Annotated in this window: 17 protein-coding genes and 1 pseudogene; 9 read left to right on the top strand and 9 right to left on the bottom strand. The window is 72.6% G+C overall.

Features of this window, described 5'->3' with window-relative positions; all coding sequences use genetic code 11:
• The first annotated feature begins 63 nt into the window (after positions 1 to 63).
• Positions 64 to 417, top strand: a complete 354-nt coding sequence (locus ACSP97_RS02785) for an ArsR/SmtB family transcription factor (protein WP_355151432.1) — start codon at positions 64 to 66, stop codon at positions 415 to 417.
• Between the two features lie 310 nt (positions 418 to 727).
• The gene (locus tag ACSP97_RS02780; RefSeq protein ID WP_382014488.1) at positions 728 to 2,428 is read left to right on the top strand and encodes an LCP family protein; all 1,701 of its coding nucleotides are present in this window, start codon (positions 728 to 730) and stop codon (positions 2,426 to 2,428) included.
• Between the two features lie 21 nt (positions 2,429 to 2,449).
• On the opposite strand, the gene ACSP97_RS02775 is transcribed toward ACSP97_RS02780, so the two are convergent.
• Complete coding sequence (locus ACSP97_RS02775) at positions 2,450 to 3,319, bottom strand: class II glutamine amidotransferase (protein WP_440556234.1); 870 nt, start codon at positions 3,317 to 3,319, stop codon at positions 2,450 to 2,452.
• Between the two features lie 194 nt (positions 3,320 to 3,513).
• Here ACSP97_RS02775 and ACSP97_RS02770 point away from each other — a divergent pair, with 194 nt between their 5' ends.
• On the top strand, positions 3,514 to 4,020 hold the full coding sequence (locus ACSP97_RS02770) for a lamin tail domain-containing protein (RefSeq protein WP_355151438.1): 507 nt from the start codon (positions 3,514 to 3,516) through the stop codon (positions 4,018 to 4,020).
• 69 nt (positions 4,021 to 4,089) lie between these two features.
• Here ACSP97_RS02770 and ACSP97_RS02765 read toward each other — a convergent pair whose 3' ends face one another.
• A complete protein-coding gene (locus ACSP97_RS02765; RefSeq protein ID WP_355151440.1) occupies positions 4,090 to 5,004 on the bottom strand; it encodes a TIGR01777 family oxidoreductase in 915 nt (304 codons plus the stop codon).
• Between the two features lie 254 nt (positions 5,005 to 5,258).
• Here ACSP97_RS02765 and ACSP97_RS02760 point away from each other — a divergent pair, with 254 nt between their 5' ends.
• From ACSP97_RS02760 to ACSP97_RS02750, 3 genes are all read left to right on the top strand, one after another.
• The gene (locus tag ACSP97_RS02760; RefSeq protein ID WP_355151442.1) at positions 5,259 to 5,924 is read left to right on the top strand and encodes a ScbR family autoregulator-binding transcription factor; all 666 of its coding nucleotides are present in this window, start codon (positions 5,259 to 5,261) and stop codon (positions 5,922 to 5,924) included.
• Positions 5,925 to 6,183: 259 nt separating this feature from the next.
• Positions 6,184 to 8,358, top strand: a complete 2,175-nt coding sequence (locus ACSP97_RS02755; protein ID WP_355151444.1) for an MMPL family transporter — start codon at positions 6,184 to 6,186, stop codon at positions 8,356 to 8,358.
• Positions 8,359 to 8,506: 148 nt separating this feature from the next.
• A complete protein-coding gene (locus tag ACSP97_RS02750) occupies positions 8,507 to 8,971 on the top strand; it encodes a hypothetical protein (protein ID WP_355530628.1) in 465 nt (154 codons plus the stop codon).
• 17 nt (positions 8,972 to 8,988) lie between these two features.
• Here the strand turns inward: ACSP97_RS02750 and ACSP97_RS02745 are convergent, their stop codons facing one another.
• The 3 genes from ACSP97_RS02745 to ACSP97_RS02735 form a co-directional block, all read right to left on the bottom strand.
• Entirely contained in the window at positions 8,989 to 9,333 is a 345-nt protein-coding gene (locus tag ACSP97_RS02745; RefSeq protein WP_440556233.1) for a cytochrome C oxidase subunit I, read from the bottom strand.
• Between the two features lie 16 nt (positions 9,334 to 9,349).
• Positions 9,350 to 11,038, bottom strand: a complete 1,689-nt coding sequence (gene ctaD / locus ACSP97_RS02740; RefSeq protein ID WP_355151450.1) for an aa3-type cytochrome oxidase subunit I — start codon at positions 11,036 to 11,038, stop codon at positions 9,350 to 9,352.
• Between the two features lie 164 nt (positions 11,039 to 11,202).
• A complete protein-coding gene (locus ACSP97_RS02735) occupies positions 11,203 to 12,408 on the bottom strand; it encodes a mannosyltransferase family protein (protein WP_358676939.1) in 1,206 nt (401 codons plus the stop codon).
• 197 nt (positions 12,409 to 12,605) lie between these two features.
• On the opposite strand from ACSP97_RS02735, the gene ACSP97_RS02730 reads away from it, so the two are divergent.
• Both ACSP97_RS02730 and ACSP97_RS02725 read left to right on the top strand, forming a co-directional pair.
• Entirely contained in the window at positions 12,606 to 13,475 is an 870-nt protein-coding gene (locus ACSP97_RS02730; protein ID WP_358676936.1) for an MBL fold metallo-hydrolase, read from the top strand.
• 31 nt (positions 13,476 to 13,506) lie between these two features.
• Positions 13,507 to 13,893 (top strand): DUF2267 domain-containing protein, encoded by a 387-nt coding sequence (locus ACSP97_RS02725; protein ID WP_382013963.1) that lies wholly within the window; start codon positions 13,507 to 13,509, stop codon positions 13,891 to 13,893.
• A gap of 33 nt (positions 13,894 to 13,926) precedes the next feature.
• Here the strand turns inward: ACSP97_RS02725 and ACSP97_RS02720 are convergent, their stop codons facing one another.
• From ACSP97_RS02720 to ACSP97_RS02705, 4 genes and pseudogenes are all read right to left on the bottom strand, one after another.
• On the bottom strand, positions 13,927 to 14,595 hold the full coding sequence (locus ACSP97_RS02720; protein WP_382013961.1) for a dienelactone hydrolase family protein: 669 nt from the start codon (positions 14,593 to 14,595) through the stop codon (positions 13,927 to 13,929).
• A 118-nt stretch (positions 14,596 to 14,713) separates the two neighbouring features.
• Complete coding sequence (locus ACSP97_RS02715) at positions 14,714 to 16,045, bottom strand: hypothetical protein (protein ID WP_440556232.1); 1,332 nt, start codon at positions 16,043 to 16,045, stop codon at positions 14,714 to 14,716.
• Positions 16,046 to 16,137: 92 nt separating this feature from the next.
• Positions 16,138 to 16,317 (bottom strand): annotated as a pseudogene (locus ACSP97_RS02710) (glycosyltransferase); the annotation flags it as partial.
• Positions 16,314 to 17,015 carry a glycosyltransferase family 2 protein gene (locus tag ACSP97_RS02705; RefSeq protein WP_355151460.1) on the bottom strand — a complete coding sequence of 234 codons (702 nt, stop codon included), beginning with the start codon at positions 17,013 to 17,015 and terminating at the stop codon, positions 16,314 to 16,316. The gene ACSP97_RS02705 and the pseudogene ACSP97_RS02710, both read right to left, overlap by 4 nt.
• Positions 17,016 to 17,119: 104 nt before the next feature.
• On the opposite strand from ACSP97_RS02705, the gene ACSP97_RS02700 reads away from it, so the two are divergent.
• Entirely contained in the window at positions 17,120 to 17,851 is a 732-nt protein-coding gene (locus ACSP97_RS02700; protein WP_355151462.1) for a response regulator transcription factor, read from the top strand.

Raw genomic sequence — 17,851 nt, 5'->3', positions numbered from 1 at the left:
GACGCCTACACTGGGTCGGCGCATCCGCGTCGGCTGTGCGGAGGGCGGGGACGGGAGAGGGCTGTGACGGACAGGGCCGGAGGTCATGACGACCCGCCCGCCGAGGTGCTGGCCGAAGCCGCCGCCGCGTTCGGACTGCTCGCCTCCACCGCCCGGCTGCACCTGATGTGGGCCCTGTCACAGGGCGAGAGTGACGTCACCCACCTCGCCGACCGGGTCGGCGGCGCGCTGCCCGCGGTCAGCCAGCACCTGGCCAAGCTGAAGCTCGCCGGACTCGTGCGCTCCCGCCGCGAGGGCAGACGGCAGATCTACTACATCGACGACCCGGACGTGGTCACCCTCGTCCGTGTGATGGTCGGTCAGCTCACCGCGCGCACCCGGCACAGCGCTGCCCCGCTGCGCGCGACGGGCGGCTGAGGGAGCCGGTAGCGGCCCCGCCGCCGCGATCACCGGGCATCCGGGCCGGAGGAAGAAGGCCGCCCGTTCGCTTCGGTCACAGCGGGGGCGCGTAGACTCCCGCTGCCGTACCGCTCGGACCGGTCAGGTCGCAGCGCCGAGGTGCCTCACCTGTGAATCTCGTGTGCATCACTGCTGCTGCGGGCCAGGGATTTGTTAGATTGCGCAACTACGCAATCGATGCGGGGCGGCATGTCACCACCTCGTACGCCACCGCGCACGCCCGGCCGCACCGTCGACGGCCCGGCCCGACCGTTCAGGGGAGTGGGAGATGAGCGACCCGTGGGACGGGCAGGCAGGCCAGGCCACGCGCCGCCGGGACCGGCGGGTGCCGGGGCAGCGCGCGGCCGAGCCCGACGCGGGGCGGCCCCAGGGCGGCCGGGCCGCGGCCCGCGCGGCGGCCCGCTCACGCGGCGGCAAGCGCGCCCGCAGGGCCCGTCCGGCGAGCCGCGCCCAACGCGTGCTGAAGATCCTCGCCATATCCCTGTCGGCGCTGATCGTGGTCACGGCGGGCGCGGGCTGGTGGTTCTACGACCACCTGAACGGCAACATCCACAGCCTGTCCCTCGACGGCAAGGGCGGCACCGAGAAGGCCGACGCCTTCGGCCGCACCCCGATCAACATCCTGGTGATGGGCTCCGACGGGCGCACCAGCGCGGCGGACTGCAAGCTCGGCGGCGGCTGCGCGAAGACCGGGGTGCAGAGCGGCAGCAACGCGGACGTGGAGATGGTGCTCCACATATCCGCCGACCGCTCCAACGCCACCGTGATGAGCATCCCGCGCGACACCATGACCCAGGTGCCGGCCTGCAAGAACAACGAGAACGGCCAGTCGACGCCCGGCTACTACGGCCAGATCAACAGCGCGCTCCAGTACGGCCCCGCCTGCCAGGTGGCCACCGTCCACCAGCTCACCGGCATCACCATCGACCACTTCGTCAAGCTGGACTTCTCCGGTGTGGTCAAGATGTCCGACGCGGTCGGAGGTGTCCCGGTGTGCGTCAGCGACGACGTCTACGACACCTATTCGCACCTGAAGCTGTCCAAGGGCACCCACACCCTCAAGGGCGTCGCGGCGCTGGAGTTCGTGCGCTCCCGGCACGGCTTCGGCGACGGCAGCGACCTCGGCCGGACGATCTCGCAGCACATCTTCCTCAGCGCGATGATCCGCAAGTTCAAGAGCGCGGGCACGCTGACCGACCCCACGGCGGTCTACGGCCTCGCGGACGCCGCGACCAAGGCGCTCACCGTGGACGACGGCCTGGGCAGCGTGAAGAAGCTGATCGCCCTCGCCTCGGACGTGAACAAGGTGCCCACCAAGCGGATCACCTTCACCACCATGCAGACCGGTGCCGATCCGAACAACGGCAACCGCGTGGTGGTCGCCGCCGGCGCCAAGGCGCTCTTCGCCACCATCGCCAACGACCAGTCCCTGACCACCGGGTCCGGCGGCAAGTCCGCGGCGGCCGCGGCCACCAAGAAGCCGTCCGCGCCGAGCGTGCCGGCCGCGCAGATCGCGGTGACGGTGGAGAACGGCACCCCGGTGACCGGCCGCGCCTCGCAGATCGCCACCGCCCTGACCGACCAGGGCTTCAGCTCCGGAACGACGACGGCCAACGCGCCGAGCGCCGCGTCGACCACCACGCTCACCTACGGCAGCGGGCAGAAGGGCGAGGCCCAGACGGTCGCCAAGGCGCTCGGTCTGCCCTCCGGCCATCTGAAGCAGGGCAGCGGCACCGGACTGACCCTGGTCATCGGCGCCGACTGGAGCAGCGGCACCAGCTTCCCGGGCGGCGCCTCCGCCCCCGCCGACACCAAGTCCGCGGTGTCCGACGCCCATGCCTCCACCGCCGACCAGGCCAAGACCTGCGCCAAGGTCAGCCCGTACAAGACGGTCGAGCTGAACGGCGTCTCCATGACCCCCAGCCAGGCGTACGCACAGGCCCGGAGCAAGCCCGACTCCGACTCCTGAGCGCCCGGGAGCCGGGCGCCGTCAGACGGGCCGCTGGGAGGCCGCCGCGTCGGGGCGCAGGTCGGCCAGGGTGAGCGGATGCGCCGGCGGGTCCGGCAGGGCGATGCGGGACGTGGTGCCCAGCTCGGGTCCCACGTGCAGCAGTTCACCGGGGGCCAGCAGCCGCCAGTGCGGGTTCTCGTCCATGCGCTCGCTGGCCACGACGACGGACGGGGAGCCGGCCAGTGCCTCCGAGTACACCCGCAGTCTGCCGTGCCGGCCGGTGTGGTCGAGATGGCGTGCGCCGTGGTGGCCGCCGGCCGGCCGCTCCAGGACGTACAGCTCATGGGTGTCGGGATAGCGGAGGGCCCACAGCTCGCCGGGGGTGACGAGGATGACGTTCAGCGCGAACAGCGGCAGGTTCCCGGCGACCCAGCGCGCCGCGGCCACCAGCCCGGCGGACACGTCGCCGCCGTGTGCCTCGGTCTCCCGGGTGACGAGGGCGAAGAAGCGCTCGGAGTCGGTGTCGCCCCGCACCAGGGAGCGGTCCGCGCCCAGGTGACGGTCGAGCAGATCCAGTCCCTCGATCACCCCGTTGTGCGCGAACAGCCGACCACGCTGCTCGAACGGGTGCGTGTTGCGCACGTCCAGGCCACCGGTCGAGGCATAGCGGATGTGGGCGAGGAAGGTGGCCGACTCCACCTCCCGGGCCTCCTCGGCGAAGGAGCGGTCCGCGTAGGCGGCGATCGGGGCCTTGTGCACCTCGGGTGCGCCGTCGGCCGTGAAGTATCCGAGTCCGGTGCCGTCCGGCTCGCGGTGGCTCTGTGCGCTGAGGCTGTCGGGCGCCTCCAGCAGCCAGAAGGTGGCGTGCGTGCGCCGGGGGGAGCTGGTCAGGCCGAACAGTCGGCACACGGGGTCCTCCGAACAAAGGTCAATCTGTTCATATCTAAACCAACCGGTGGATACCGGAAGGAGTCATGGAAACGCGAAGGAACGGTAATGCGTTTCGTTTTCCCACCGGAATCCCCCGGAAAAACCGCAGAGTTCGGATGTGCGGCCACCCGGTCGTCACCAGCACCACACACCCTGCGAAAAGGGGGACCTCCGTGTCCGTATCCGTTCTCTCCGCCTTCCGCCGTCTGACCGCCGCCTGTGCCGTCGCGGCGGCCGTCGTCGGCGCCACCGCACTGCCGGCCTCGGCCGTCGGCCACCACCAGGGCCGTGCGCACGGCGTGGTGTACATCAGCGGTGTGCGCCACGACTCCACGGGCCGGGGCGCGCGTTCCAACGCCGCCCTGAACCGGCAGTGGGTGGCCGTCAGCAACGAGTCGCGCCGGGCGGTCGACCTGAACGGCTGGACGCTATCCGACGCCGCGGGCCGCACCTTCACCTTCCACCACTACGCGCTCGGCGCCCACGCCACCGTCCGCGTCCACACCGGGATCGGCCGCGACACCCGCTCCGACCTGTACCAGGACCGGCGGTCCGAGGTGTGGCGCACGGCGGACCGCGCCAAGCTGCGCAACGACCGGGGCCGTCTCGTCGACGAGATCTCCTGGGGGCAGCGCCGCGTGGTGACCCACCCGCGCCGGGGCGGCCACCACCACCGCTGAGCCCGATGACGCGGGCGGTGTGCGGCTTCCCGGGCGCGGCACACCGTCCGCCGCGCGGCCGGTGGGGGCTCAGTCGGTGTCGTGGAGCACGGACTGAAGCGCCTGCTCGAAGTACGGGTGCCGGAAGGTGAAACCCGCCTTCAGCAGGGCCGTCGGGACCACGCGCGCGCTGTTGGTGATGCCCGTGGCGAGCCCGCCCAGCGCGGCGCGCAGCGCGAACGAGGGGACGGGGGCGAGGGCCGGGCGATGCAGGGCGCGGCTCAGCGCCTGCGTCGCCGCCCGGTTCGTCAGCGGGTGCGGCGCCGTGAAGTCGACCGGCCCGGACAGTGTCCCGGTGCCGAGGACGAACCGCAGGGCGGCGACGTGGTCGGTCAGCGAGATGAACGGCCAGTACTGGTCGCCGGAGCCGAGCCGCCCGCCCAGGCCCAGGCGGAACAGCGGCAGCATCCGTCCGAAGGCACCGCCCCGGGCGGAGACCACCAGACCGGTGCGCGGGTGCACCACCCGGATGCCCGCCTCCCGGGCCGGGCCGGCGGCGGCCTCCCACTCGACGCAGACGGAGGCCAGGAAGTCGGTTCCGGCCGGAGCGCTCTCGTCGGTGATCCGCTCGCCGGTGTCGCCGTAGTAGCCGGTCGCGGACGCCGACACCAGCACCCGTGGGGGCACGGCCGAGGCGGCGCAGGCCCGGGCGATCGTATGGGTGCCGTGCACCCGGCTGTCCCGGATCTCCCGCCGGTACGCGGCCGTCCACCGCCGGTCCCCGATGCCCGCTCCGGCCAGGTGCACCACCGCGTCCGCGCCGTCCAGCGCCCCCTTCGCGATCACGCCCCCGGCGGGATCCCAGGGCGCCGACTCGCTGCCGTCGCGCGGCGCGTGGGCCGAGGAGGCGCGCACCAGCCGGACGACCTGATGGCCGTCGTCCAGCAGCGAGCGGACGAGGGCGGAACCGATGAGTCCGGTGGACCCGGTGATCACGACGCGCATGGCGTCCTCCAGGGGCGGGCGTCGGGACGACGCGGTGGCACCGCGGTCCGGACCGGACGCGGGGGACGGGGTGGGCGGGGGAGGGCGGGAGAGGGCAACCCGGATACCAGGAACCTCGTTTGTCCCGCCTTATCACACACCTCTGGGCCATGCGCGACCGACCCCCGCTCGACCGTGTCCGGACACCCTTTCGCCGGGTGACCGTGGGGTAGGGTACGAGCTGTTTGGTTTAACGTTCAGCTTGAGGAGGGTCCATGGCTCAGCAGGAGCGAGCTGTCCGGACCCGACGCGCCGTCCTCGAAGCCGCCGCCGCGGTCTTCGCCGAACGCGGCTACGCGGCGGCCACCATCGCCGAGATCCTCAACCGGGCCGGCGTCACCAAGGGCGCCCTGTACTTCCACTTCGACTCCAAGGCGGCCCTCGCCCGGGGCGTGCTCCAGGAACAGATATCGACGGAGTACCACGTCCCCCGCGAACTGAAGCTCCAGGAGTGGGTGGACGCGGGTATGACGCTGGCCGACCGGCTGCCCCGCGAACCCCTGCTGCTGGCCGGCGTCCGGCTGTCGGCCGACCTGCGGGGCCGGAACGTCTTCGGCAGCGCCTGGCCCGCCTGGGCCGAGTTCACCGCCACCCGGCTGGCGGAGGCCAAGTCCAGGGGCGAGGTGCTGGCTCACGTGGTGCCCGAGGAGTCCGCGCAGGTCTTCCTCGGCGCCTGGACGGGAGTGCAGCTGGTCTCCCAGGCGCTGGCCGACTGGGCCGATCTGGACGAGCGCATGGCGGCGCTCTTCGACCACCTGCTCCCGGCCATCGCCGTCCCGTCCGTCCTGGACCGGCTCGACACCGCCCCCGACCGGGGCGCACGGGTGATCGCCGAGGTGCGCGGCCAGTCCCGCACCGCCCTCGCCGGGATGCGGGCCTGATCCCGGCTCAACCGAAAGGCCGTCACATCGGCGTCGGCCGCGGGTGACACGAGCCCTTCTCCCGGAGGCGTTTGGTCCGTTTCATGTGCGGTACCGGGCAACGGGAATCCAGTACGAAGAACGTATCTTCGGTCACTACGATGTGACCGCTAAGACAACTATTCGACCGGCTCGTCATGCAACGGCCGGTCGGGGTCGCCGATGCCAGGGACCGCTCCCCGGGCTGCGGTGATCTTCCTTCCCAGGAGGACCCTCCCGCATGTTCCGACGTATTGGCGCTGCCGTCGTCCGGCACCCGGTCTGGACGATCGTGGCATGGCTGATCGCCGCGGTGGCGATCGTCGCCACCGCTCCGGGCCTGCCCTCGAACAGTGACGAGAGCAGTTTTCTGCCCAAGAGCTACGAGTCGATCAAAGCCGCGGATCTCCAGCAGAAGGCGTTCCCCAGCGCCTTCACGCCGTCCGCGATCGCGCTCTACCAACGCACCGACGGCGGCCGGCTGACCGCCGCCGACCAGAAGGACATCGCCCGGATCACCACCGAACTGGGCGAGAAGAAGATCGATCAGGTGCAGAAGGTGGTCCCCGGCCCGCCGTCGAAGGACGGCAGGTACGCCCTGACCCTGGTCCAGATGGACAGCAAGAACGCCGGCCAGCCCAAACAGGCCGACGCGGCCAAGACGTTGCGCGACGACGTCAAGCAACTGGCCAAGGGCACCCACCTCGACGTCAAACTGGGCGGATCGGCCGCACAGGCCCTCGACCAGCAGGACTCCTCCAAGCGCGGCCAGGCGCTGATCGGCTTCGGCACCTTCGCCATCATCCTGGTGACCCTGCTGATCATCTTCCGGGCGCCCATCCTGGCCGTCCTGCCCCTGATCCTGATCGGCCTGGTGTCGGCCGTCGCCAACGGGCTGATCGCCTACGCCACCAAGCTCTTCGGCCTCCAGGCCAACAGCTCCATCTCGTCCATCCTGATCGTGGTCCTCTTCGGTGTCGGAACGGACTACTTCCTGTTCCTGATGTTCCGTTACCGCGAACGGCTGCGGGCCGGCGACGAGCCCAAGGAGGCCATGGTCAACGCGGTCGGCCGGGTCGGCGAGGCCATCGCCTCCGCCGCCGGGGCGGTCATCATCGCCTTCCTCGCGCTGGTCCTGTCCACGCTGGGCTTCCTCAAGCAGATGGGCCCCGCGCTCGCCATCGCGGTGGCCGCCACCCTGGTCGCGGGCCTGACCCTGATCCCGGCCGTGGTCTCGCTGATCGGCCCCAAGGTCTTCTGGCCCTCCAAGTCCTGGCAGAAGGAGCCGGAGAACGCCCGGTTCGCCGCGCTCGGCCGCGCGGTACGGCGCCGTCCCGCGCTGACCGCCGTCGCCTCCGGGCTCGTCCTGCTCGCCCTGTCGGCCGGCACCCTCGGCTACAAGGCCACCTTCGACCTGGCCTCGGGCTCGATGCCCAAGACCAAGGAGTCGATGGTCGTCCAGGACCAGATGCAGAAGGCGTACTCGGCGGGCGCCGCCGCGCCCACCGACGTCTACCTCTCCAGCACCGACGGCAAGCCGCTGGACAAGAGCGGCTTCGCCGCGTACTCGCGCAGGCTCGGCTCGGTGGACGGCGTCGCGGCCGTCCGGATGAGCCAGCTCAACAAGGAGGGCACCACCGCCGACTTCACCGTCACCCTCAAGTACGAGGCGTCCACGGACCAGGCGATCGACGCCGTGCAGCGGGTGCGCGACGCCGCGCACGCGGGCGCGCCCGCCGGCACCGAGGCGCTGGTCGGCGGCATGTCCTCGATCTACAAGGACATCGACACGGCGGTCAACCACGACTACCGCACGGTGTTCCCCGTCGCCGCCGTCCTCATCATGGTCATCCTCGGCCTGTTGCTGCGCAGCGTGGTGGCCCCCTGGTACCTGATGGCCTCGGTGGGCCTCGGCTTCGGCGCCACGCTGGGCGCCACGGTGTGGATCTTCCAGAAGGGGGAGGGGCACTCCGGCCTGATGTTCATGCTCCCGGTGATCATGTATCTCTTCGTGGTCGCCATCGGCACGGACTACAACATCCTCATGATCGCCCGGCTGCGCGAGGAGGCCCGCGAGGGCCGCGAACCGCGCGAGGCGGCCGGCATGGCGCTGCGGCACGCCGGGCCGACGGTCGCCGCGGCCGGCTTCATCCTGGCGGCCACCTTCGCCACGATGATGCTGGCGGGCAACTCGCTGCTCACGGAGATGGGTTTCGCGGTCTCGTTCGGCATCGCGATCGCCGCGTTCGTCATGGCGATGTTCTTCACCCCGAGCCTCACCGCGCTCATCGGCCACGCGGCCTGGTGGCCGGGCCACGGCGACCGCGCGGAGCAGGACCCGGCCACGGCCGGCTCCGGGCAGCTCCCGGGTGCCCGTGACGCCTCCGCCCACGACCCGGCGGGCCACGGCCGCTGACACCGGTCCCCGGCCGACGAGGGGGCACACCAGGGCGTCCGGCCCCGGTGTGCCCCCTCCGCCTCGGGCGGAAAACGCGCCCGCGCCCCCCCGTTCACCGCCGGACGGCCACGTTTCGGGCGGTTCCCCCCGCGGTACCCGGAGTCGCATGTTCCGCAGCATCGCGCGTGGCTGCGCCGCCGGAGCCGCCGGTACCACCGCACTGGACGCGGCGACCTTTCTGGACATGGCGCTGCGCGGCCGGCCCACCAGCAGCGCACCCGAAGACGTGGTCGAGAAGGTCACCCGGAAGGCCGGTCACCCGGTCCCCGAGACGGAGGGCCGGGACAACCGGCTGTCCGGGATGGGCGCGCTCGCGGGCATCGCCGTCGGTGTCGGCACCGGCGTCGCCGTGTCGCTGCTGCACCGGCTCGGCGTACGCCCGCCCGTCTGGCTGGGCGGGCCGGCCACCGGCGCGCTGGCGATGGCCCTCGCCGACGTCCCGATGGCCGGGCTCGGGGTCAGCGACCCGCGCGGCTGGTCGGCCACCGACTGGGCCGCGGACGCCCTCCCGCACCTGGCCTACGGCCTGGTCACCTACGGGCTGGTCGACGCGGCCCACCGGCGCAGCTGAGCCCGCGGTCCCTCACCTCACACGAGCAGCAGCAGCGCCGCCAGCGCGGCGCAGCCCGCGCAGACGGCCAGCGTCCAGCCCACGCAGCGGCGCCGCAGTTCCTCGTAGCGGTGCTCGTACTCGGTGCGCAGCGACGTGCACCGGGCCGCGATCCGCTCCAGGTCCTTCCTCGCGCGCAGCAGGCTGTCCGCCACGTAGCACTGCTCGATCTCCGTGCGCTGCGCGCTGGTCAGCCACTCCATGGGCCGCACGAACTCCCGGGCACGCTGCTCGGCCTCCGCGATCCGCGCCTGCCAGAGCAGGTACCCCTCCACCTCGTTGCCCAGTTCCCCGCCGGTTCCCCCCTGCGTCAGTTCGCTCACCGCAGTCCTCGGTCGCTCAGTACGCGCTGTGGGCCTCGGCCTCGGCGAGCGCGATGTCGGGGTGGTGCAGGTCGAACGCCGGGGACTCGCTGCGGACCCGCGGCAAGGTCAGGAAGTTGTGGCGCGGCGGCGGGCAGGACGTCGCCCACTCCAGGGAGCGGCCGTAGCCCCACGGGTCGTCCACGCCGACCGGCACGCCGAACCGGGCGGTCTTCCAGACGTTGTAGAGGAACGGCAGCATCGACAGGCCCAGCAGGAACGAACCGATGGTGGACACCGTGTTCAGCGCGGTGAAGCCGTCGGCCGCCAGGTAGTCGGCGTAGCGGCGGGGCATGCCCTCGGCGCCCAGCCAGTGCTGGACCAGGAAGGTGGTGTGGAAGCCGACGAACAGCGTCCAGAAGGTGATCTTGCCGAGGCGTTCGTCCAGCATCTTGCCGGTGAACTTCGGCCACCAGTAGTGGAAGCCGGCGAACATGGCGAACACGACCGTGCCGAAGACCACGTAGTGGAAGTGGGCCACCACGAAGTACGAGTCGGACACGTGGAAGTCCATCGGCGGGGAGGCCAGGAGCACCCCGGTCAGGCCGCCGAAGAGGAAGGTGACGAGAAAGCCCGCCGACCACAGCATCGGCGTCTCGAAGGACAGCGAGCCCTTCCACATCGTGCCGATCCAGTTGAAGAACTTCACCCCGGTCGGTACCGCGATCAGGAAGGACATGAAGGAGAAGAACGGCAGCAGCACACCGCCGGTGACGAACATGTGGTGCGCCCACACGGTGATGGACAGCCCCGCGATGGAGATCGTCGCCGCGATCAGGCCCATGTAGCCGAACATCGGCTTGCGCGAGAAGACCGGGATGACCTCGGAGACGATGCCGAAGAACGGCAGCGCGATGATGTACACCTCGGGGTGGCCGAAGAACCAGAAGAGATGCTGCCACAGCAGGGCGCCGCCGTTGGCCGCGTCGAAGATGTGCGACCCGAAGATGCGGTCCACCTCGGCACCGAAGAGCGCGGCGGCCAGCACCGGGAAGGCGAACAGGACCAGGACGCTGGTCAGCAGCACGTTCCACACGAAGATCGGCATCCGGAACATCGTCATGCCCGGGGCGCGCATGCAGATGATCGTGGTGATGAAGTTGACCGAGCCGAGGATGGTCCCGAAGCCCGAGAAGGCCAGACCCATGAACCACACGCTCGCGCCGACACCGGGCGAGAACACCTCGTTGTGCAGCGGGGCATAGGCGAACCAGCCGAAGTCGGCTGCACCGTCCGGGGTGATGAAGCCGGCCACCGCGATCAGCGAGCCGAACAGGTACAGCCAGTAGGCGAACATGTTCAGCCGCGGGAACGCCACGTCGGGGGCGCCGATCTGCAGCGGCATGATCCAGTTGGTGAAGCCGGAGAACAGGGGCGTCGCGAACATCAGCAGCATGATCGTGCCGTGCATGGTGAACGCCTGGTTGAACTGCTCCTTGGAGACGATCTGCAGTCCGGGCCGGGCGAGTTCGGCGCGCATGATGAGCGCCAGCAGACCGCCGAGGAGGAAGAACGCGAACGACGTCGCCAGGTACAGCGTGCCGATCGTCTTGTGATCGGTGGTCGTCAGCCAGTTCACCACGACATGGCCCGGCTGCTTGCGCCTCACCGGTACTTCACTGTCGTAAGTGTCGGCCGGCCCCTTGGGCTCGTTCAGAATGCTCACAGCTCGTACGCCTCCCGGCGCTCTCAGGTTCGCCGACGTCAGTCACCCGACATCCTTGCGGCACCGGAGCGGCGCGGACGCCCTGAGCGGCCCGGACGCGGCCGATCGGCTGACGCTCGCACCCGAACGGAGCAGCCGCACGACCCGTTCGGCGCAACGGGCGCTCAGGGCGAGTGATTGGCGAAGGTCGCCACGTACGTGCCGTACAGCAGCGAGAAACCGGCGAGGGTCCAGCAGAGCCGCAGCGCGCCGTCGGGATTGGTGCGTCGCATCCGCACGAGGGCCTGGGCCGCCGGGATGAGCAGCGGGAAGGCGGGCAGCAGGAAACGCGGCTTGGACTCGAAGGGGCCCGACACCGCCACGACCGGCAGCAGCAGCGCGGCGGTGAACAGCACCAGGGCCAGCGGCGCCCGGTCCCGGCACAGCAGCGCGAACAGGAGGACGCCCGCCGCGACCACCGCCAGGGCCACCGGGTAGACGATCCCACCGTCGAACAGCGGCATCGTCGCGAGGAAGCGCAGCGTGCCCAGGCCCAGGTCGAACCGGGATTCCCAGGCGCTCTGCACCTGGAAGTAGCCGTGCAGCAGGTCGCCCGTGCGGTGCCCGACCAGCAGCAGGTACGCCGTCCAGCCGAGCGGCGCCGCGCAGGCGCCGGCCCACAGGCCGGGGGACACCCGGCCGCGCCGCCGCACCACCTCCAGGGCCGCGACGCCGAGCACCGCGGCGGCTGCCGCGTAACCGTTGGGCCGGGTCAGGCCCGCCAGCCCGGCCAGCACACCGGCCGCCGGCCAGCGGTGGTCCAGCAGGGCGTACAGGGACCACACGGCGAGCGCGATGAACAGGGGCTCGGTGTAGGCGAGGGTGAGGACGACCGAGTGCGGCAGGACCGCCCACAGGGCGACCATGGCGGTGGCCACCGCGCGGCCGTGCAGCCGGTACCCGATCGCGTAGACGCCGAGGGCGGCCAGCGCGGTCGCCGTCCAGGCGATCAGCAGCGCGGCCACACCCGGCGACAGCAGCGGGACGTGGTCGAGCACCCGGATGAGCGCCGGGTAGAGCGGGAAGAACGCCCAGTCGGTCTGCACCGCGCCCGAGTCGGTGATGTGCACCCGGGTCCCGTAGCCGTGCGTGGCGATGTGCAGGTACCAGACGGAGTCCCAGGAGTGCGCCAGGCCCTTGAGCACCGAACGGCCGGTGAGCACGTTCACCGCGACCACGAGCGCCGCCCCGGCCAGCCGGACCGCCGCGAACAGGGCGAGGGCCCGCCGGGCCCCGGGCGGGCAGGCCCACCGTCCGCGTTCCCCCGGGGCGGGAAGACCGGGCCGTTCGGGGACGGAGGGGTCGCGGCGCTGCGGGGAGAACGTACTCACCCTCCGACCTTGATCGGAGCCGCACGCCGGTGCAATGGGACCACGCCGATCACGCCACTTCTGTCTTGTTTTCCGCGCTGGTCAGAGCGCCGACGGCGGCGAAAATCAAGACCGTCTCGCCCTACCGGTCCCGGTTCGCGCGGGTCATCCTGGTACGTGGGCCCGACCCGGGCCGCACCCGCGGAAGGAGTCCCGCTGTGGACGGCTGGTACGTCGACGACCGCTGCACCAACTGCGACGTGGCCCGGCAACTGGCGCCGGACCTGATCGGCGAGGAGGACGGCAGATCGCGGATCCTGCGCCAGCCGCGCACCGAGGAGGAGGACCGGCGCCTGCACGCCGCCGTCTTCGCCTGTCCCACCCGCTCGATCCGCCCGGCCACCGGACAGGCCGACCAGCGCCTCGACCCGTTCCCGATGCGCCTGGACGACACCGTGCTGCTCTGCGGCCACAACTCGCGCCGGACCGCGGGCGCCAACTCCTATCTGCTGCGCCGCCCCTCCGGCGCCCTCATGATGATCGACACCCCGCGCTGGTCACCCGCCCTGGCCGACCGCTACGCGGCCCTCGGACGGATCACCGAGGTGCTGCTCACCCACCGCGACCACGTCGCCCACGGCCGCCGCTACGCCGACCGGTTCGGCGCCCGGCTGTGGATCCACGAGGGCGACCTCGACGCCGCGCCCGACGCGGACCGGGTGGTCCGCGGCCTCGACCCGGTGGAGGTGGGCGAGGGCGTCACCGTGCAGCCGCTGCCCGGACACACCCGGGGCAGCGTGCTGTATCTCGCGGACGACCGCTACTGCTTCAGCGGCGACAGCTTCTACTGGTCGCGCTCGCTCGCCGACCTGACCGTCGCGCACAGCGTGACCTGGTACTCCATCGAGGAACTGGCCGCCTCCCTGGCCCGCACCGCCGCCGGTCTGCGTTTCGAATGGGTGCTGCCGGGCCACGGCGACCGGATGCGGCTGCCCGCCGCCGAGATGTCCCGCCGCCTGCTCGCGCTGGCCGAGCGTACCCGCTCGCTGCGCCCTGAGCCCGTCGACTTCACGGCCGTACGGTGGTAGGGGGACCGGCGTACGACAGCGGGAGGTCACCGTGCGACTGGCGGAGTTTCTGACCCGGGTCCAGGACCGCGGGGAGTACCGGAGCCCCGAGGAGGCCGAGCACGTGAGCGAGGCCGTGCTGTGGACGCTCGCCACGCGGATCACCCCTGAGGAGGCCGACGAACTGGCGTCCCGGCTGCCCGCCCCGCTGGACGAGGCCCTGCACCGCGAGCGGGGATGCGCCGAGACCTTCGGCCGGGAGGAGTTCCTGCGGCGCGTGGCCCAGCAGACCGGCGCCCGACCGCGCACGGCGGAGTGGGACGTCGGCGCCGTACTGTCCACCGTCGCCGACGTGGTCTCCGGCGGCGAGCTGGACGATCTGCTGTCCCGGCTGCCGGACGGCTACGCGGAACTCTTCGGCAAGCCCGAACCCGGGTGAGCACCCGGGGCGGGGCGTCCGACGGACGGGGTTTCAGCTCTGCCCGTGCGTCTCCGGCTTGCGCAGCCGCTGGGCGCACCAGCGGCGGGTGACCTCGGCGACCTGGGCCAGCGCGCGCGGGTCCTCGAACAGATGGGTGGCCCGGGGGACCACGTGCAGATAGTGCGGGGCCCGCAGCCGCCGGGCGGCCTCCTCGTTCAGCCGCAGCATCTCGTGGTCGTCCCCGCCCACGATCAGCAGCACCGGGACCGCCACCCGCTCCAGCGCGTCACCCGCGAGCTCCGGCCGCCCGTCCCGCGAGACCACGGTCAGGACCTGCTCCGGGCGTTCGGTGGCGGCCGTCAGGGCCGCGGCGGTGCCCGTGCCGGCGCCGAACAGCACGACGGGCACCCCCCGGGTGTCGGGCTGCTCCGCGAGCCAGTCGATCGCCCCCACCAGCCGCCGGGTGAGCAGCGGGATGTCGTAGCGGTGCCCGGCGTTCAGCGCGTCGTGCCGCTCCTCGCGCTCGTTGAGCAGATCGAGCAGCAGGGTGCCGAACCCGGCGGTGCGCAGCTGGGCGGCGACGGTCCGGTTGCGGGTGCTGTGCCGGGAGCTGCCGTTGCCGTGTGCGAACAGCACCACCGCGCGCGACGGTGCCGGGACCACGAGGTCGCCGTGGAGCGCGGCGTCCTCCATGCGGACGAGAACCATCTCGGAGATCATCGGCATCAACCCTTCCCGGGGCGCCGGCCCTGCCGATCGATACGGCCCGGATGTCCACCTCCCATGATGCGCACGGGCTGCGTCTCCCGGCACCCGCAGGGCGGGGCCCCGGCCAACATCACCAGCCGGTCAGCAGCAGGTGGTTGAGGAGCAGGGCGAGCAGCACCTGGGCGACGAGCCAGGGGCGGGGACGGGGGAGCAGCGCGCAGGCGGGCAGCAGCCACAGGGCGAAGGGCAGCCAGATGCGCTCCGTCTCGGCCTTGCTCAGCCCGGACAGGTCGGCGAGCAGCAGCGCGAGCAGGGCGGCGGACACGAGGACCGCGAGCCGGGCCCGGGAGCCGGTGCGGCGGCGCAGCAGCGCGGCGCCCGCACGGTACAGGCCCGCCGCCGTGGCCGGTCCGGTGATCAGCACGGCACAGGCCAGGTCGGCCCACACCCAGTAGCCGTAGGGCCGGACACCGCCCACGCCCTGGTAGTAGCGGACCGTCAGCAGGCGGTAGCCCTCCCACCAGTCGAAGCCCGCGAGCGTGAACACCGCCGGGACGACGGCCAGTCCGGCGAGGAAGGGCGGCAGCAGCCGGCGGCGGTGCGGCAGCTCGCGCCGGGTGAGGACGAGGACCGCCGCGCCGAGGAGCGCGAAGAGCGTGAGACCGTACGAGAGATAGCAGGTCAGTCCGAACAGCAGACCCGACGCGGCGGCCGCCCAGGGGGAGGGGCGGGTGAGGGCGACGGCGAGCAGGGCCACGGACCAGGCGGCCACCGCCGCGAAGTAGCCGTCGGCGGAGGTGCCCTGCCACACCGCGGCGGGGGCCGCCACCAGGAACGGCGCGGCCCGCCGCGCCAGCGTCTCGTCGGCCAGGGCACGCAGCGCGACCAGCACCGCCGCGCATCCGCTCGCGCCGACGACCACGCACCACATCCCGGCCCAGCCGCCGCCCCGCAGCCCGATCCGGTCGAGCAGCACGAAGGTGAGGGTGGCGGCCGGGGGATGGCCGGCGACATGGGCGGGCCAGGGGGCCGGGGAACCGCTGACGATGTGCCGGGTGAAGTCGTGCAGCGTGGCCGGGATGTCGGAGAACCGGCCGATCACCCGCAGATACTCGTTGCGGGTGGTCAGCCGGCCGGCGATGCCCCGCTGCCAGCCGTCCACCAGCGCCAGGGAGACGATCCAGGCCACCGCGGCCGCCCAGCCGGCCGCGAGCAGCCACCGCCAGGGCAGCCGGGCGGCGAGCGGGGGACCGTACACCACCGCGGCGGCCGCGAGGACCAGGGCCGCGGGCGTGCCGGGGCCGAGGTGCGGATCCCAGTCGGCGAAGAGCGGGGGCCAGTGCACGAAGAGCGTGTGGTCGGCGTCCTGGACACGGCGGCCGACCAGCACGGCCACGGCGACGAGCAGGGCGGCGGCACCGGCGGCGTACAGGTCGCGGCGGGCGGCGGGGCGTGGGGTCACAGCGGAACGCTAGGCCGGGCGGAGGGCCAAGGGCCGCCGTCCGGGCCGGACGTCAGCGTTTCGTCACCGGTCCTGTCCCCGCGTCACCGGGCCGGTGCCCCGTCCAGCACCAGGATCCGCCGGGACGCGGGCGCCGCCGCCACCGCGCACAGGGTGTCGACGAGCGCCGCCTCGGCCGGCCCCGCCCCCTCGGCCGGGGTGAACGGCGGGGTCAGCCGCGTCTTGACCCGCCCCGCGCGCGGCTCCTTGGCGATCACCGGCAACGTGGTCACCGGGCCGCCCCGGCACCGGTCGGCGGCTCCGCCAGCACCCGGCGCATGTCCCGCACCGCACGCCAGGTACCGGTCCAGGTGCCCGTCACCTTGGACAGGCCGGTGCGCGGCAGATACGGCACGTCGCGTTCGACGACGCGCCACCCGGCGTCGGCGGCCCGCACCACCATCTGGAGCGGGTAGCCGCTGCGCCGGTCGGTCAGGTTCAGCGCCAGCAGCGCCTCGCGGCGGGCGGCCCGCAGCGGCCCCAGGTCGTGCAGCCGCAGCCCGGTGCGGTGGCGCAGCAGCCGTGCCAGCGCCAGGTTCCCGGCCCGGGCGTGCACGGGCCAGCTGCCCCGGCTCACCGGGCGGCGCCGGCCGAGCACCAGGTCCGCCGCGCCGCGCCGCACGTCCCGGACGAAGGGCACCAGCAGCGCGGGGTCCAGCGAGGCGTCGCAGTCGCAGAAGCAGACGATGCCCGCCGTGGCGGCGGTCAGCCCGGTGTGGCAGGCGGCGCCGAAGCCGCGCCGGGGTTCGTGCAGCACCGTCGCGCCCAGCGCGCGGGCGATCCGGGCCGAGCCGTCGGTGGAGCCGTTGTCGACGACGAGGGCGCGCCACCCGGCCGGGATCCGCCCGAGCACCCAGGGCAGCGCCTCGGCCTCGTCCAGACAGGGCAGCACCACATCGACGTCCGCGGAAGTGGTCGTCACGGCATTCACCCTACGAAGACAAACCGGGCGAAACGGGATACCGGACCTTACGAAACGCGGACGCCGCCCCGGCCGCCGCACCAGCCCCGGACGCGGGATGCCACGCTTGGCACATGCAACCGCCGTACGAGTCCCACCCGGCCGAAGCCCCCGACCGGGCGGCCCGGGGCCGCGTCCTGGTCGTGGACGACGATCCCACCGTCGCCGAGGTCGTCGCCGGATACCTGGACCGCGCCGGCTACGCGGTCGACCGCGCCGACGACGGCCCCACCGCCCTCGGCCGCGCCCTCGACCACCGGCCCGACCTGGTCGTCCTCGATCTGATGCTGCCCGGCATGGACGGCCTGGAGGTCTGCCGGCGGATGCGGGAGCGGGGGCCCGTGCCCGTCATCATGCTCACCGCCCGCGGCGACGAGGAGGACCGCGTCCTCGGCCTGGAGGTCGGCGCCGACGACTACGTCACCAAGCCCTTCAGCCCCCGCGAACTCGTGCTGCGCGTGGAGTCCGTGCTGCGCCGCAGCCGTCCGGCCGTCACCGGTCACCGGCTGACCGCGGCCGGTCTCACGCTCGACCCGGACGCCCGCCGCGCCACCAAGGACGGCCGCGAACTCGCCCTCACTCTGCGGGAGTTCGACCTGCTCGCGTTCTTCCTGCGGCACCCCGGCCGGGCCTGCTCCCGCGAGGACCTGATGCGGGAGGTCTGGGGCTGGGACTTCGGCGACCTGTCCACCGTCACCGTGCATGTGCGCCGGCTGCGCGGCAAGGTCGAGGACGACCCGGCCCGGCCGCGGCTGATCCGGACCGTGTGGGGCGTCGGGTACCGCTTCGAACCCGAGGGGGACTGA

It is taken from the genome of Streptomyces sp. SCPE 10 (assembly GCF_051980735.1).
Lineage (GTDB): Bacteria > Actinomycetota > Actinomycetes > Streptomycetales > Streptomycetaceae > Streptomyces > Streptomyces misionensis.
Note: the sequence above shows the minus strand (reverse complement) of the source record. Positions and strands in the feature narration are given on the sequence as shown.